Origin of the sequence: Gordonia sp. AC31, assembly GCF_031844505.1 — a bacterium.
In the GTDB taxonomy this organism is placed as follows: Bacteria; Actinomycetota; Actinomycetes; order Mycobacteriales; family Mycobacteriaceae; genus Gordonia; species Gordonia hongkongensis.
This window is the reverse complement of record NZ_JAUZVK010000015.1, coordinates 52,460-68,634: the sequence shown is the minus strand read 5'-3', so window position 1 is coordinate 68,634 and position 16,175 is coordinate 52,460. Positions and strand designations below refer to the sequence as shown.

Annotated in this window: 15 protein-coding genes and 1 riboswitch; all 15 genes read right to left on the bottom strand. The window is 67.5% G+C overall.

Annotation, left to right across the window (positions count from 1 at the left end):
* Positions 1-2: 2 nt before the first annotated feature.
* Positions 3-1,214, bottom strand: coding sequence for a phosphoglycerate kinase (locus Q9R39_RS17615; protein WP_058250366.1), 1,212 nt, complete (start codon positions 1,212-1,214; stop codon positions 3-5).
* 33 nt (positions 1,215-1,247) lie between these two features.
* On the bottom strand, positions 1,248-2,267 hold the full coding sequence (gene gap, locus Q9R39_RS17610) for a type I glyceraldehyde-3-phosphate dehydrogenase (protein WP_058250365.1): 1,020 nt from the start codon (positions 2,265-2,267) through the stop codon (positions 1,248-1,250).
* A 159-nt stretch (positions 2,268-2,426) separates the two neighbouring features.
* Positions 2,427-3,404 carry a DNA-binding protein WhiA gene (gene whiA, locus Q9R39_RS17605; RefSeq protein WP_174316851.1) on the bottom strand — a complete coding sequence of 326 codons (978 nt, stop codon included), beginning with the start codon at positions 3,402-3,404 and terminating at the stop codon, positions 2,427-2,429.
* Positions 3,405-3,476: 72 nt separating this feature from the next.
* Positions 3,477-4,505 carry a uridine diphosphate-N-acetylglucosamine-binding protein YvcK gene (gene yvcK / locus Q9R39_RS17600; RefSeq protein WP_058250364.1) on the bottom strand — a complete coding sequence of 343 codons (1,029 nt, stop codon included), beginning with the start codon at positions 4,503-4,505 and terminating at the stop codon, positions 3,477-3,479.
* Positions 4,502-5,434, bottom strand: coding sequence for an RNase adapter RapZ (gene rapZ / locus Q9R39_RS17595; protein ID WP_065632222.1), 933 nt, complete (start codon positions 5,432-5,434; stop codon positions 4,502-4,504). The genes yvcK and rapZ overlap by 4 nt, the downstream gene beginning before the upstream one ends.
* A complete protein-coding gene (uvrC, locus tag Q9R39_RS17590; RefSeq protein WP_211539971.1) occupies positions 5,427-7,484 on the bottom strand; it encodes an excinuclease ABC subunit UvrC in 2,058 nt (685 codons plus the stop codon). The genes rapZ and uvrC overlap by 8 nt, the downstream gene beginning before the upstream one ends.
* A 10-nt stretch (positions 7,485-7,494) precedes the next feature.
* The gene (locus Q9R39_RS17585; protein WP_068971584.1) at positions 7,495-7,983 is read right to left on the bottom strand and encodes a PH domain-containing protein; all 489 of its coding nucleotides are present in this window, start codon (positions 7,981-7,983) and stop codon (positions 7,495-7,497) included.
* Positions 7,980-8,492, bottom strand: a complete 513-nt coding sequence (ribH, locus tag Q9R39_RS17580) for a 6,7-dimethyl-8-ribityllumazine synthase (RefSeq protein ID WP_058250361.1) — start codon at positions 8,490-8,492, stop codon at positions 7,980-7,982. The genes Q9R39_RS17585 and ribH overlap by 4 nt, the downstream gene beginning before the upstream one ends.
* On the bottom strand, positions 8,489-9,817 hold the full coding sequence (locus Q9R39_RS17575; RefSeq protein WP_058250565.1) for a bifunctional 3,4-dihydroxy-2-butanone-4-phosphate synthase/GTP cyclohydrolase II: 1,329 nt from the start codon (positions 9,815-9,817) through the stop codon (positions 8,489-8,491). The genes ribH and Q9R39_RS17575 overlap by 4 nt, the downstream gene beginning before the upstream one ends.
* 20 nt (positions 9,818-9,837) lie before the next feature.
* A complete protein-coding gene (locus Q9R39_RS17570) occupies positions 9,838-10,476 on the bottom strand; it encodes a riboflavin synthase (protein WP_211539970.1) in 639 nt (212 codons plus the stop codon).
* 44 nt (positions 10,477-10,520) lie between these two features.
* A riboswitch (FMN riboswitch) is annotated at positions 10,521-10,677 on the bottom strand.
* A gap of 82 nt (positions 10,678-10,759) precedes the next feature.
* A complete protein-coding gene (ribD, locus tag Q9R39_RS17565) occupies positions 10,760-11,785 on the bottom strand; it encodes a bifunctional diaminohydroxyphosphoribosylaminopyrimidine deaminase/5-amino-6-(5-phosphoribosylamino)uracil reductase RibD (protein ID WP_211539969.1) in 1,026 nt (341 codons plus the stop codon).
* 4 nt (positions 11,786-11,789) lie between these two features.
* On the bottom strand, positions 11,790-12,494 hold the full coding sequence (gene rpe / locus Q9R39_RS17560) for a ribulose-phosphate 3-epimerase (protein WP_058250359.1): 705 nt from the start codon (positions 12,492-12,494) through the stop codon (positions 11,790-11,792).
* Positions 12,495-12,547: 53 nt separating this feature from the next.
* A complete protein-coding gene (locus Q9R39_RS17555; protein ID WP_249145886.1) occupies positions 12,548-13,282 on the bottom strand; it encodes a hypothetical protein in 735 nt (244 codons plus the stop codon).
* 52 nt (positions 13,283-13,334) lie between these two features.
* A complete protein-coding gene (locus tag Q9R39_RS17550) occupies positions 13,335-15,836 on the bottom strand; it encodes a hypothetical protein (RefSeq protein ID WP_211539967.1) in 2,502 nt (833 codons plus the stop codon).
* Positions 15,836-16,144: a hypothetical protein gene (locus Q9R39_RS17545; protein ID WP_211539965.1), complete on the bottom strand. Its 309-nt coding sequence runs from the start codon at positions 16,142-16,144 to the stop codon at positions 15,836-15,838. The genes Q9R39_RS17550 and Q9R39_RS17545 overlap by 1 nt, the downstream gene beginning before the upstream one ends.
* Positions 16,145-16,175: the final 31 nt, after the last annotated feature.

Genomic DNA, 16,175 nt, shown 5'->3' with positions numbered 1-16,175 from the left:
GATCAGCTCTCCAGAACCTTCAGTCCGGGGAGTTCCTTGCCCTCGAGGTACTCCAGCGATGCGCCACCTCCGGTGGAGATGTGCGAGAAATCGGAGTCGGGCAGACCCAGAGTGCGGACCGCGGCCGCCGAGTCGCCGCCGCCGACCACGGTGAACGCGCCGTTGCCCGTCGCACCGGCGATGGCCTCGGCGACACCGCGGGTGCCCGCCGAGAACTTCTCGAACTCGAACACGCCCGACGGGCCGTTCCAGAAGATGGTCTTGGCACCCGAGAGGACCGCGGCGAATCGCTTCACCGATTCCGGTCCGATGTCGAGCCCCATCCAGCCGTCGGGAATGGCGTCTGACGCCACCGTGTCCGATTCGGCGTCGGCGGCGAACTTGTCGGCCACCACGACGTCGACCGGCAGGTGGATGACGTCACCGAACCGCTCGAGCAGGCTCTTGCAGACGTCGATCTGATCTTCCTGCAGCAGCGAGGAGCCCACCGAATGCCCTTGTGCGGCAAGGAAGGTGAACGCCATACCGCCGCCGATGACCAGCGTGTCGACCTTGGGTGCCAACGCCTCGATGACGCCGAGTTTGTCCGACACCTTCGATCCGCCGAGGACGACGGCGTAGGGTCGCGTCACCTCTTCGGTGAGCTTGGACAGCACGTCGACCTCGGCCGCCACCAGCTCGCCCGCGTAGTGCGGGAGCAGCTTGGCGACGTCGTAGACCGAGGCCTGCTTGCGGTGCACCACTCCGAAGCCGTCGGAGACGAACGCGCCGTCGTCGCCGACGAGCTCGACCAGCGCTTTGGCGAGCGCCTCGCGCTCGGCGTCGTCCTTGGCGGTCTCCCGCGGATCGAAGCGGATGTTCTCCAGCAGCAGGACGTCGCCGTCGGTGAGTCCTTCCGCGCGGGCCAGCGCGTCGGTGCCGACGACGTCCCCGGCGAGCTGCACGTTGCGGCCGAGTTCCTCACCGAGGCGGGCGGCCACCGGCGCCAGCGAGAACTTCGGATCCGGCTCGCCCTTCGGACGACCCAGGTGCGCGGTGATGATCACCTTGGCACCGGCGTCGATGAGCGCGTTGAGCGTCGGCAGGGACGCGAGGATGCGACCCGGATCGGTGATCGTCGACCCGTCGAGCGGGACGTTGAAATCCGACCGGACCAGCACACCCCTGCCCGAAACACCTTCGTCCAGAAGGTCTTTCAGAGTGGGAACACCCATGAGGCGTTGACTCCTAAGGTCGTTGGGGGTGGGTCAGAGCGACTTGCCGACGAGACCGATGAGGTCGACGAGGCGGTTGGAGTAGCCCCACTCGTTGTCGTACCAGGACACGACCTTGGCCTGGTCGTCGATCACCTTGGTCAGGCCGGCGTCGAACAGCGAGCTGTGCGGGTCGGTGACGATGTCGGACGAGACGATCGGTGCGTCGTAGTACTTCAGGATGCCCTTGAGCGGACCGTCGGCAGCGGCCTTGAGCGCGGCGTTGATCTGCTCGGCGGTGGCGGTCTTCGACAGCTGGGCGGTGAGGTCGGTGACCGAACCGGTGGGGATCGGGACACGCAGCGCGTAGCCGTCGAGCTTGCCCTTCAGCTCCGGGAGCACCAGGCCGATGGCCTTGGCGGCACCGGTCGAGGTCGGCACGATGTTGATGGCGGCGGCGCGCGCGCGACGCAGGTCCTTGTGCGGGCCGTCCTGCAGGTTCTGGTCCTGGGTGTAGGCGTGGATCGTGGTCATGAGGCCCTTGACGATGCCGAACTCGTCGTTGAGGACCTTGGCCAGCGGGCCGAGGCAGTTGGTGGTGCACGAGGCGTTCGAGATGATGTTCTGGCTGCCGTCGTACTTGTCGTCGTTGACGCCCATCACGATGGTGATGTCCTCGTCCGAGGCGGGGGCGGAGATGATGACCTTCTTGGCGCCGGCATCGAGGTGTCCCTGAGCCTTGGCGCGGGCGGTGAAGATGCCGGTCGACTCGACGACCACGTCGACGCCCAGGTCGCCCCACGGGATGGCGGCCGGACCTTCCTTGACCTCGAGGGCCTTGATCTTCTGCTCACCGACGACGATGGTGTCGTCGCCCTCGAGGGTGACGTCGTCGGACAGGCGACCGAGGATGGAGTCGAACTTCAGCAGGTGCGCGAGGGTCGCGTTGTCGGTCAGGTCGTTGACCGCGACGATCTCGATGTCGGTGGTGCCCAAAGCTTTTTGCGCTTCGACGGCACGGAAGAAGTTGCGGCCGATCCGGCCGAATCCGTTGACGCCTACCCGAACAGTCACAGTTGTGCTCCTTAGCGGTATTCATGGTCGGGCCTGGTGGTCAAGCCCGGTCTGGCCGCGCGTGAGCGGTCAGCGAAGCACACCTGAGTGGTCACGCCTCCGCCCACGTCGCCACCAGCCTAGTAGGCGACCCTCTGCTCGGCACACCGCAGGTCCGTGTCAGGCCTCGTCGAGCAGCTCGGAGGTCACCGCGGATTCGGTGTCGGGGATGCCGTCCTGGCGGGCCTTCTTGTCGGCCATCGACAGCAGGCGGCGGATGCGCCCGGCGACGGCGTCCTTGGTCATCGGCGGGTCGGCGAGCTGACCGAGCTCCTCCAGCGACGCCTGCCGATGGGTGATCCGGAGCTGTCCGGCCGCGATCAGATGGTCGGGCACCTCGTCGCCGAGGATGTCCAGCGCGCGTTCCACGCGGGCCGCGGCGGCGACCGCCGCACGCGCCGATCGACGCAGATTGGCGTCGTCGAAGTTGGCCAGGCGGTTGGCGGTGGCGCGCACCTCGCGGCGCATCCGGCGTTCCTCCCACACGAGCCTCGTGTCGTGGGCCCCCATCCGGGTCAGCAACGCCCCGATGGCCTCGCCGTCGCGGATGACGACGCGGTCGGCTCCGCGGACCTCGCGGGCCTTGGCCGTGACACCGAGGCGTCGGGCCGCGCCGACGAGGGCGAGCGCCGCCTCCGGCCCGGGACAGCTGACCTCCAGGGCCGACGACCGGCCCGGCTCGGTGAGCGAGCCGTGCGCGAGAAATGCTCCGCGCCAGGCGGCCTCGGCGTCGGCGACACTACCGCCGACGACCTGGGCGGGCAGGCCGCGCACCGGGCGGCCGCGCAGGTCGAGCAGCCCGGTCTGTCGTGCCAGGCCTTCGCCGTCCTTGGTGATCCGCACGATGTAGCGCGCCGACTTCCGCAGCCCGCCACCGCGCAGGACGTGGACGTCCGAGGCGTAGCCGTAGAGGTCGTGGATCTCGCGGCGCAGTCGGCGCGCCACGTTGCCCATGTCCACCTCGGCCTCGACCACCACGCGACCCGCGACGATGTGCAGACCGCCGGCGAAACGCAGCAGCGCGGACACCTCGGCTCTCCGGCAACTCACCTGAGTCACCGACAGGCGACTGAGTTCGTCCTTCACCGCCGCCGTCATCGCCACCGGTACCTGTCCTCCTGTCAACAGACCACACGTCCCTCGAGTGAAATCGCGGAGACATCGCCCGAATCAGGCGTCCGCTCGGTCAGAGTAACGGGTCAGTTCACCTTCGCACAGTTCGTTCACCACGGCGGCGACTTTCGCCGGGTCATGGACCTGCCGGCCCGGCACCGCGACGTCTCCGACATTCAGCTCCGCGCCGAACAATCCGGCCGCACGCACGAGGTGATCGCGTTCTCGCCCGGCGGGCACCGACGACGCGTCCACGAGGACGTGGTCGACGCGGAAGGTGTTCGCATGGGCGTGCAGGACGTGGAGGTGGCGCTCGACCGAGAACCCCGGGGTCTCCCCCGGCTCGGGGGCCAGATTGACCACGAGGACCTTGCGAGCGCTGCTGCGCTGCAAGGCCTTCAACTGTTCGGGGACGAGCACGTGCGGGATCACGCTCGAGAACCAGGAGCCCGGCCCCAGCATCAGCAGGTCGGCCGATTCTATTGCGGTCAGCGCCGATTCGCAGGCCGGTGGGTCGCCGGGCAACAGCCGGACGCGGCGCACCTTGCCGGGCGTGGTGGCCACCGCGACCTGTCCCCGGATCTCGCGACTGATGCGTGGATCGGCCTCGAGTCCCGAGACGTCGGCCTCGATGTCGAGGGGCACGGTCGACATCGGCAGCACGTGCCCCGTGATGCCGAAGATCTCCCGCAACTCGGCGAGGGCCCCCACGGTGTCGCCGAGCACCTCGGTGAGTCCGGCGAGAAGCAGATTGCCGATCGGATGCCCGGCGAGCGCCCCACGGCCGCCGAAGCGGTGCTGGAGCACCTCGGCCCACAGTTCGTGCCGGCGGCGGGCCGCCGGGCCGTCGGCGGCCTGTGCGTCCGGCAACCCGTCGGGCGTACTCATCAAGGCGGCGAGCGCCATTCGCAGGTCGCCGGGCGGGATGAGTCCGAGTTCGGCGCGCAACCGTCCCGACGACCCCCCGTCGTCGGCGACGGTGACCACCGCGGTGATGTCGGCGCTCAGATAGCGCATCGCGGTCAGCGTCGCGTACAGGCCGTGACCGCCGCCGAGCGCGACGATCCGGGGCTCCCGGGAACTCATTCGCGCCCCAGATCACGATGCATGACCCGGACGTCATAGGACGCGTGGCCGGCGTCGTCGACGGCGCGGCGCAACCGAGCCGACAGTTCCTCGGCGATGGCGACACTGCGGTGCTTGCCGCCGGTGCAGCCGACGCTGATGGTCATGTAGCGCTTGCCTTCCCGCAGGTAACCGCGGCCGACGATCGAGACCAGGCCGGTGTAGAGGTCGAGGAATCCGTCGGCGTCCGGTTGGCCGAGGACATAGTCGCGGACCGGCGCCTCCCGGCCGTTGTGATCGCGCAGTTCGTCGATCCAGTGCGGATTGGGCAGGAAGCGGACGTCGGCGACGAGATCGGAATCGATGGGCAGACCGTACTTGAAGCCGAACGACTGCACCGCGATCGACAGCCGCGGTTCGGTGTCGCCCGGCGCGACGCCCTCGACGATCGCGCGCAGCTTGGCCGCGGTCAGCGCCGACGTCTCCACCACCAGATCGGCCACGTTCTTGATCGGGGCGAGGATCGCCCGTTCGCGGGCGATCCCCTCGACGAGGGTTTCCTTGCCCTGCAACGGATGTCGGCGACGAACCTGCTCGAAACGGCGAACCAGCACCTGGTCGCTGGCGTCGAGGTAGAGGAGCCGGGTCCGGATCCCGGACTCTTCGAGACGGTCCCGCAGCTGTTCGAGCTGATGGGCCAGGTTGGCGTCGGACGCGCGCAAGACCATGGCGAGCCGGGTGATCGCCGGATCGTCTTCGCGGACCATCCCGACCATCGTCGAGATCAGCGAGGGAGGCACGTTGTCGGCGACGTACCAGCCGTCGTCCTCGAGCACGTTCGCCGCGGTGGAGCGTCCCGCGCCGGACATCCCCGTCACGAACAGGACGGTGAAGTCGGTGTCGTTCGCCTCGGCGATCGCCGCGCTCTGCACTTCGGTGTGGTCACTCATCGGCACCTCGTCCCGCGTCACCGGTCGCCACCGTCATCTCCTTCTCGGCCCGCTCCGGGATCGGGGCCGGGTTCGGGGTCTGGTCGGGCGCCGCCACCTCGCCGGAGAGCGCGGTCTGGACCGCACGCGCCGTGGTGAGGCCGATCCCGGGCACCTGGGATATCTCATCCAACGATGCCTCGCGCAGGCGCGCAACCGAACCGAAGTGGGTCACCAGCGCGGTGCGGCGGGTTCGGCCGAGGCCGGGGACCCCGTCGAGCACCGACTCGGTCATGCGCTTGCTGCGCTTGCTGCGGTGGAACGTGATGGCGAACCGATGGGCCTCGTCGCGCACCCGTTGCAGCAGGAACAGTGCCTGGCTGTTGCGCGGCAGGATCATCGGGTCGTCGTCGCCGGGCACCCACACCTCCTCGAGGCGTTTGGCGAGCCCGATCACCGAGACGTCGGTGATGCCGAGTTCGTCGAGGACCGCCGCGGCGGCGTGCACCTGGGGCGCACCGCCGTCGACGACGAAGAGGTTCGGCGGGTAGGCGAACTTTCGCGGTTGCGCCGCTGTGTCGGCCGCCGCGCTGATCTCGCCGGACACCGGTGGCGGCGCATCGCGGTCGGTGCGGTGGCGCAGGAACCGGCGTCGGGTGACCTCGGCGATGGACGCGACGTCGTCGGATCGGCCCTCGCCGGCGGCGTGCCGGATCGAGTAGTGCCGATAGTCGGACTTACGCGGCAGACCGTCTTCGAAGACCACGAGGGAGGCGACCACATCGGTGCCCTGCACGTGCGAGATGTCGACGCACTCGATGCGCAGCGGCGCCTGATCGAGCAGTAGCGACTCCTGCAGTTCGGTGAGCGCCGCCGATCGGGTCGTGAGATCGCCCGCGCGTCGGAGTTTGTGCTGCGCCAGGGCTTCGCCGGCATTGCGGGCGACGGTCTCGAACAGCGCCTTCTTGTCGCCGCGCTGGGGCACCCGCAACCGCACCCGGCTGCCGCGGAGACCGGACAGCCACTCCTCGAGCTCCTCGGCGTCGGACGGCAACTCTGGCACCAGCACCTCACGGGGTATGGACTCCCCGTGTGCCCGATCGGTCCCGACGTCGACGGTGGCGTCGAAATCGACCTGGGCGCCGTAGAACTGGGTGATGAACTCCCCCACCACATCGCCGTCGGTGCCGTTGTCGCTGCGCTCGACCACCCATCCGCGCTGGCCGCGCACCCGTCCGTCGCGGACGTGGAACACCTGGACCGACACCTCGAGCTGATCACCGGCGAGCGCGATCACGTCGGCGGTGGTGCCGTCGCCGAGCACGACCGCCTGCTTCTCCATGGCGCGTCGCATCGCACCGATGTCGTCACGCAACCGTGCGGCACGCTCGAAGTCGAGCTCCTCGGCCGCGACGTTCATGTCCCGTTCCATCTTGCGGATCATCAGGTCGGTGCGGCCGGCGAGGAAATCGCAGAAGTCCTCGACGATCTCCCGGTGTTCCTCGGCGTCCACCCGCCCCACGCAGGGGGCGGAGCACTTGTCGATGTAGCCGAGCAGACACGGGCGGTCGATCTGCCGGTGCCGTTTGAACACTCCGGCCGAGCAGGTCCGGGCCGGGAAGACCCGGGTCAGCAGGTCGACCGTCTCGCGGATCGCCCACGCGTGAGCGTACGGACCGAAGTAGCGCACGCCGCGCCGGCGCGGACCCCGATACACGAAGAGGCGCGGATACTCCTCGTTCAGGGTGACCGCGAGCATCGGGTAGCTCTTGTCGTCGCGGTAGCGGACGTTGAAGCGCGGGTCGAATTCCTTGATCCAGTTGTATTCGAGCTGCAGCGCCTCGACCTCGGTGCCGACCACCGTCCACTCGACGGAAGCGGCCGTCGTCACCATCTGACGGGTGCGGGGGTGCAGCGAGGCGCTGTCGGCGAAGTACGACGTCAGCCTCGACCGGAGGTTCTTGGCCTTACCCACGTAGATGACACGACGATGCTCGTCGCGGAACTTGTACACCCCGGGATCGGTCGGGATGGACCCCGGGGCGGGTCGGTAGGTAGTCGGGTCGGCCACGTGTTCCAGGCTAGTGTCCGGGCCGGACAGTCCCGCGGTAGCGCTCCTCGAGCTCGCGGAATCGACCCATCGCGTCGATGGCGCGCTGACCGTCACCGGCCTGAACCGCCAGGACGGTGATGTGTTCGTCGGCCGGGAAGAGCAGCCACGCCCCGAAACCCTGCTCCGGGTAGGTGAGACCGAGAACACGGTCCCATTCGAAGAGCCGCGCCGACACCAGGTTGCGCACCTCGACGCCGGCGGCTCCGACGCGCAGTCGCGGGCGGGTGAACAGCAGGATGGCTGCCGAGATGAGCACGCCGATGAGGATGATCGCGATCTGGTCGGAACCGCCGAGATTGCGGACTCCGACGTCGTCGATCGTGAGCAGCAGACCGAACGTGATGTGGATGGCCATCACCACGACCGCGGCGGCGATGGCCCATCGCGGTAGGTTGCGGGGCCGGTAGACCAGGTCCCAGCCGGCGGAGTCGGTCGGCGGGGTGTCCGCGGGACTCACGCCGATGCTCCTCCGACCGCCACCGGGAGGGTTTCGCCACGCGCGAGCGCGCGCAGGGTCAGCGCCGACGCCAGCGCGGCGACCGTCGCCTGGGCGCCCTTGTCCTCCGTCGAGCCCGGGAGTCCGGCCCGTGCGATCGCCTGGTCCTCGGTGAGCACGGTCAGGACTCCGTTGCCGACCGGGGTCGACTCGTCGAGCGACACCCGTGTCAGGCCGGCGGTCACCGCGTCACACACATACTCGAAATGCGGTGTCTCACCCTTGATCACGACGCCCAGCGCGACGACCGCGTCGTGCGTCCGCGCCAGTGCCTGCACGATGACGGGCAGCTCGATGGCGCCGGCCACCTGCACGATGGTCGGGTCGACGACGCCGTTGTCGCGCGCGGCCCGGATGGCGCCGTCGAGTAGCGCGCCGCAGACGACCTCGTGCCACTGCGACGAGACGATCGCCAGGCGCAGCGAGCCGGCGTCGGCGAGTTCGAGGGTCGGCTCTCCGTGGCCGCTCATGCAGGTGCTCCTTCGGACGCGCCGTCGGTGGGCTGGACGTGATCGTCGAGCCCGATCAGATCGTGGCCCATCCGGTCGCGCTTGGTACGCAGGTACCGCAGGTTCTCGGCGTTGGCGCGCACCGGCATCGGGACCCGGTCGACGATGTGCAGACCGTATCCGTCGAGCCCCACGCGCTTGGCGGGGTTGTTGGTCAGCAGACGCATCGACCGTACGCCGAGGTCGACGAGGATCTGGGCACCGAGTCCGTAGTCCCGCGAATCGGCGGGCAGGCCCAGTTCCAGGTTGGCGTCGACGGTGTCGGACCCCGCGTCCTGCAGCTGGTAGGCCTGCAGTTTGTGCAACAGCCCGATCCCGCGACCCTCGTGCCCGCGCATGTACAGGATGATCCCGCGGCCCTCGTCGGCCACCATCTCCATCGCGGCGTCCAACTGCGGGCCGCAGTCGCAGCGCAGCGATCCGAAGACGTCGCCCGTCAGGCACTCCGAGTGCACCCGGACCAGGACGTCGTGGCCCTCGCCGTCCTCGCCGGTGACGTCTCCCTTGACGAGCGCGACGTGTTCGACGTCGTCGTAGACGCTGGAGTAGCCGACGGCACGGAAGTCGCCGTGCCGGGTGGGAATCCGGGCGTCGGCGACGCGGACCACGTGCTTCTCGTGACGGCGGCGCCACGCGATGAGGTCGGCGATCGAGATCAGTGCGAGGTCGTGCTCGTCGGCGAACACACGCAGCTCGTCGGTCTGCGCCATCGAGCCGACGTCCTTTTGGCTGACGATCTCGCAGATCACGCCGGCCGGGGCGAGGTCGGCCAGGCGGGCGAGGTCGACCGCGGCCTCGGTGTGCCCGGGACGACGCAGCACGCCGCCCTCCTTGGCTCGCAGCGGCACGACATGGCCGGGCCGGGTGAAGTCGGCGGCCGCGGCGTCGGGGTCGGCCAGCAGACGCATGGTGGTGGCGCGGTCGGCGGCGCTGATGCCGGTACCGATGCCTTCACGGGCATCGACGGTCACGGTGTAGGCGGTGCCGTGCTTGTCCTGGTTCATCGAGTACATCGGCGGCAGGCCGAGCCGGTCGCAGGCGTCGCCGTCGAGCGGGACACACAGGTAGCCGGAGGTGTAGCGCACCATGAACGCCACCAGTTCGGGGGTCGCCTTCTCCGCCGCGAAGATCAGGTCGCCCTCGTTCTCACGATCCTCGTCGTCGACCACGACGACCGCCTTGCCGGCGGCGATGTCGGCGATGGCGCGCTCGATCGTGTCGAAGGCGACGGCGCCGCCACCCTCGGTTGCCGTCGCGTCGTTCCCCTCGCGCGGTGACTCGCTCATCAGAACCTCACTCGTTGTGCTCATTTCGCCCCCGCTACATCAGGAGTACCAGTCGTGTCCGAACCCAGGTGAAGGCGCTCGACGTATTTCGCGATGACATCGACTTCGAGGTTGACCACGGTGCCGGGTCGGGCGGCGCCGAAGTTGGTCTCGTTGAGGGTCGTCGGGATCAGGGAGATCTCGAACCAGGAGTCGTCGCCGGACCCGCCGACCGCGGACACGGTGAGGGACACCCCGTCCACGGTGATGGAACCCTTCTCGACGAGATACCGGGTGAGCGCCGCGGGCACGGCGATCCGTACGACCGTCCAGTTCTCCGACGGGCTCACCGCGGCGATCGTCCCGGTGCCGTCGACGTGCCCCTGCACGATGTGGCCGCCGAAGCGGCCGTTCGCGGGCATGGCGCGTTCGAGGTTGACGGTGCTCCCGGCGGCGAGGTCGGATAGCGAACTGCGGCGCAGCGTCTCGCCCATCACGTCGACGGTGAACTCACCGGGACGGAGGTCGACGACCGTCAGACACACGCCGTTGACGGCGATGGAGTCGCCGTGACCGGCGTCGGCGGTGACCACGGGCCCGCGGACGGTGAATCGGGCGGCATCGGAGAGATCCTCGCGGTCGGCGATGACGCCGAGTTCTTCCACGATTCCGGTGAACACGCACTCCTCCTGCTCGCTCGGAGCAGACAGGGCGGCCTCGTGTCGCCTGTTCTCTCGCATCCGGACTATGACCGTCGGCTTCGGATTCGCACCGAATCTGCTGTCCCTGCCTGGTGGCAGGCGCTCGCGGGCTGGACGATGCGGATCCACCGCACCCTCATCACCGCCGGTGGGGATTTCCACCCCGCCCCGAGAACTGGTGACATCGACGCTAGCACGGTCGGGGATGTCAGTCGCATTGCGATTCCGGTGAGCGAAATGCGTCGCGGGCATGTCGTCTCGCTCAGCTGTCGCGCGGGGTGGTCGACGGCCGCGACAGTGTGACGAGGACGTCCTCCCCGAGTCGGGTCACCGATCTCGTGCTGAACCGCTGGCCGTCGTCGAGGGTGGTCACGCCCGGGATCTCGACCGAACTGCGACCGGCACCCAGCACCAGCGGGGCGACGTAGGCGTGCACCTCGTCGACGAGGCCCGCCGCGAAGAACGCCCCCAGGATGTGTGGCCCGCCTTCGACCAGCACCCACAGCGCGTCGGGCAGCGCGGCGAGGACGTCGGCGGGGTCGTGGGATTCGACGCGGACCAGCGGCCCGCCGGCCGGATCCCGGAGCCGGGCGTCGGCCGGGATGCCGCGATGACCGAGGACGACGCGAGCGGGTTGGTGCGGATGGAGCGCGCCGTCGGCGGTGCGCGCGGTGAGAGTGGGGTTGTCGGCCAGCGCGGTGCCGGTGCCGATCACCATGGCGTCGATCCGGGCACGCTGTGAGTGCGCGTGTTCGCGGGCCTGGGCACCGGTGATCCACTGACTGGTGCCGTCGGGCGCCGCGATCCGGCCGTCGATTCCCGACGCGATCTTCGCGGTGACATGCGGACGACCGAGACGCTGGCGGGTGAGCCATGGCCGCAGCGGCCCGTCCTCGACGGCGCCGGCGGATACTCCCCCGGTCACCCGGACCCCCGCGGCCCGAAGCGTCTCGGCACCGCCGGCGGCGACGGGATTCGGGTCGCTCACCGCGAACTGGACTTCGGCGATCCCGGCCTCGATGAGTGCCTGCGCGCACGGGCCGGTGCGGCCGGTGTGGTTGCACGGTTCGAGGGTGACGATCGCGGTGCCGCCTCGCGCGGCCTCGCCCGCGGCTCGGAGCGCCATGACCTCGGCGTGCGGCCCGCCGGGGGGTTGGGTCGCGCCGATGCCGGCGACGGTGCCGTCGGCGGCGAGGATGATCGCGCCGACGGGCGGGTTCGGTGAGCTGATCCCCATCGCCTCCCGGGACGCGCTGATGGCGCGTTCCATGGCGGCGGCGATGTCCACCGGGTCAGGCCTGGGTCTGTGCCCGTGCGGCGGCGGCCGACTCGCGGAGTGCGGCGACGGCCTGTCCGGGATCGTCCGCGCCGTAGACAGCAGATCCGGCGACGAAGCAGTCGATGCCGGCCTCGGCGGCCTCCTCGATGGTGTCGGCGTTGATGCCGCCGTCGATCTCGACGAGGAGCCGCAGGTCTTCGGCGTCGATGAACTTCCGGATGGCGCGGGCCTTGTCGAGGACCTCGGGGATGAACTTCTGACCGCCGAAGCCCGGTTCGACGCTCATGATCAGCAAGGTGTCGAAGTCGCGCAGGATCTCCAGGTACGGCTCGAGCGCCGTACCTGGTTTGATCGACAGCCCGGCCTTGGCCCCGGCGGCGCGGATGTCACGGGCGACGCCGATCGGGTTCTCGGTGGCCTCGGCATGGAAGGTGACGTTGTGTGCTCCGGCCTCGGCGTATGGCGGTGCCCACCGCTCCGGGTTCTCGATCATCAGATGGCAGTCGAGCGGGATGTCGGTGGCCTTCAACAGGCTCTCGACGATCGGGAGCCCCAGGGTCAGGTTCGGCACGAAGTGCGCGTCCATCACGTCGACGTGCAACCAGTCGGCGCGGGTCTCCCCCGGCTGCGCCACCGCAGCGGCCTCGGCCGCGAGGTTCGCGAAGTCCGCGGAGAGGATGGACGGGGCGATCATGGGCGCGGTACCGGCGGTGCACATGGTCGACAAGTGTAGGGCGCGGCTTCCGCTACGGACGAAAGCGTGCCGGAGTCTCAGAGACCGTTTGCCGGCCAGCCCGGAGACGGCGGCAATACCGGCCACGGCTCGGGTCCTGTCTCGACCCCGACTCTCGGAAGCTCGGGGTTCGGGGGTAATGCGTTGCACGCGACGATATCGGCGCGGTTCTCTGAACCGACCCCCAAGCGGTCAAAGTATGACACTTTCCAGCTGCCGAACATTGTGGTGGATGGTGTGACCTGAGCGCCGTGCTGATCTACGGGTGGCATCTGCCGTCCAGAGCGCACAAAATCGATCGTGATCGGGAATGACCAACGTTTTCCGATGTTGCGCCACTCAACGCCAGCATCCGATCGTTGTTCGATCGACAGTAGCTCGCTACGGCATATCGTCAACCGAGTTCGGTTAGCTGTGTCCTCGCGCCTAAGGGGAGATAGAAAGAGCGTATTGACTACTCTACTTGTCTGACTGTTGCTCGCCACCAGACGAATTCGCTCATCGGTGTCTGGTGGCGATGCCGCCGCAAAACCGGGATATCCCCATTCCATCGACTGCCCTTCAAAGGCAAGTTCGAATGACTCGGTGTACGCGCGAACAAATGTCCCGTCGGCACTGGCGAGGTTCAGCACATTCGTCGGAATCCAGCGGAACGACATATCCAAGTCAGGCGGTAGACCTTTTCCATGGCGGGCCGACGAACTGCTCGTTGGTTGCTCGGAAGGCGACGGTGTCACACCACAACCAGCAACAAGCAGTGCCGCAACAAGCATCGCCGCGACGGTGACAGCCGGGAGCCACTCCGGCGATCGTCCGACGCCGCCTCTAACGCTTGTAAGCATCTTCCAAGTTTTCGTTGTGGCGATCAGCGAAAAGACTGATGTCGACTTTCATCTTTTGTTGGATGAACGAAGCAGCTTCGCTCTCGTCAGTGACGTTCGCCATCACACCGGTGCGCTTCATCTCGGCGAAATCAGCGTCTTTGTTCCCCATGAACAGATCCCGAAAGCCAGGGTCATCGGCGAGTTCCGGGTGGGTCTCGAAGTATCCCGTGAGGATCTGCACGTACTTCGCGTTGGGATTGATCCCGTCGTCGAACATGTCGTTGCGTAGCTGCTGGATCTCTGGGTCGGTCTTGATCGTGTCCGGATCGGTCGGTAACCCGGACAGATCCAGCTTCACCTGTGGCGCCGCGGTGTCGATGAGCACTTTGACAGCTGGATCTAGACCCGGGACGGCCGTGAGAAGCGCTTTGGCGCTGTCGAACATGGCGCCGGCGACCGCCGCGTCGTGGGCGGCCAGGTGCCTGCCGTCGATTTTTGTTTCCTCGATGTGCGCGTCCAATCCGCCGATCATTGCTCCTTCGAGGCGTCCGGTGACTTCACCGAGCCCGTAGTCGTGCGGGTTCTTTCCGAACTCCTGTTGCATCACATCGACCTGCAAGGCGGTCAAGGAGTTGACGATTCTCCCAGCGGCGGCATCCGAATTCAGTACTTCGAAGGTCGACTTCAAGTCGCTTTCGTCAATTTTCGATACACCGTGCGTATGAAACAGCTCTGGATCTGCGCCTGCCAGGACAGCAGTATGTGAGCCGATCGCCGAGGCCAGCGAGCGAGTGAGCTCAGGGTTGAGTTCACCCAAGGCCATCTTCCGATCTCCGATGTCGATCAGCGCATCTTTGTTGTCGCCGAAGTACTGCGCGAGCGCCGTCGAGATGTTGCCGGCTCGTTCGCTTTCGAGCACTGCCTCCGGGGAGCTGCCTTCAGGGGCGTAGGCAGCACCCGGCATCCAGTCGAACAGCTTGTTGATCCCGTCAGCATGCTTACCCGCGCCGTCTGTCCAGTCGAAGGTCAGGAGGTGTTTGAGCGCTTCCGTGTCCTTGAATGATCGGTCGTTGCCGTCGAGGTCGAACGTCTTCGGCATCGAGTTGTCAGACGGATTGCCGGTTGCCGACATTACCGCGTCGTGGACAGCGATATGGTCCGACCCTGCAACTCCGAGCATTCGGTTCAACAGGGATTCCACGGACGAGTCGGCTATGGTGCCGTCCTGCTTCGAGACGAGACGCTCATTCTCGTCGCCCGCCGCGATTTCACCGGCGCGCGCGATGAGAGCCCTGTCGACATCGCTGCCCAGCTGAACAGATTGCAACCCGTACGAGGCGAGACCCGAGTCCTCTGACCGGTGTTCCAAGACGTCCATGAGGTCGTTGAAGTCGTCAACAGAGCCGAGCCGGGTGACCTCGATCATCCGGCTACCGTCTACGCCAGACGGATCGTTGGAGATGCTCGCCTTCGACGCTGCCGGACCGCTCAGAAGGTCCCGTATCGGCGCCGGGAGTTGGTTCAATCCTCCTGCCACGACTGGCGAATTTGTTCCCAAGACCTCGGCGATCGAATTCGAATCGGTCTGTCTGGTCCGCAAGTTCGGGTTCCCCAACAGATAGACGCCGTCGCCGAGACCTCGTTTCAGGTTCTCTCGCTCTGCGCCGATGTATCTGTCGCCGAACGACTTCAGGGCATCAAGAGATAGCGGCTGTCCTTCGGGTCCACCACCCCAACTCGGTGTGTAGATCGCTTTCAGGTAATCGAACTGCTCCTTCGAAATCTCCGCGAAGTCCCCTCGGGCCAACGCGGCCCGCTGTTCCGCGGTCAGGCTGGTGGCTCGGAAGAACCGATCCCGCTGCTCCTTCGTGGCACTACCACTCATGATGGCCTGGACATCGATGCTCGCCTGGCCCGGCGAGTAGCTCGACGCGAGTGGCGCATTACCTTCGGCATCGCCAAAGGCTGCCGCGAGAACTCTCGCCCCGTTGCGATCGTCCTCGCCCATCTGATCGGCCAGGGATTGCAACAAGAGGGTCGCCGTCTTGGCCTCCTCCGCCCGGGCGGCCTGAGCGTCGAGAATCGAGCGCTCGGTCGCACTTCCCGCCTCCACGCCCGTGAGCTCGGCCGCATAGTCTCGGGTGTCTCGTACCGTCCAATCGTCGCCGACGCTGAACTCGTCCCGTTCCAGTCCGAGCGCTCGGATCAGCGCGGTGGTGCGATTCGGACTGATTGCAGATGACGTATCCCGCAGGACAGTGGCGGCGCGGGTGAGGTCGGACCCCAGTTTGTTGATCTCGGTCCGATCGGAGTCGGTGCGAGTCTCGCAACCGCGTTGGGAGTCCCCCACCCACCCTTTGGAGTCACCCGCTTTCATCGGCGCTTCGGCCATCCTCTGGGTGAGATCCCTCAGGTCATCCACGGCCGCGTCGAGCGCAGTCGCGACCGCATCCAAAGACATCAGGTCCCAGCCGTTGACGACGGAACGCGACGGACGCGACATCAAAACTCGCTGATGGCACGGAAGCCGCTGGCCAGGGACTCCTCGGTATAAGCGACGTCGCCGGCGGCCTGGTAGCAGGTCTGCGACACCTGGTCCATCCTCGCCGCCGCGCGGCCCAGCAGTGAGCGGACGGTGTCGTCTTTCCCGGCGCACGCCGCACCGATGGCCGATGCCGGCATCGCCCCCGACGCATCGTCGAAGGCGGACTTTCCGGTCCACAGAGCCCGTGTCTCCGACGAGCATCGAGCGAGCGCATCGCCCACGCCGGTGATGACACCCAGCTCCTCGACACCGAACCGCTCAGCCATACAAACCCCCGAGTTTGCACCGACAACGACG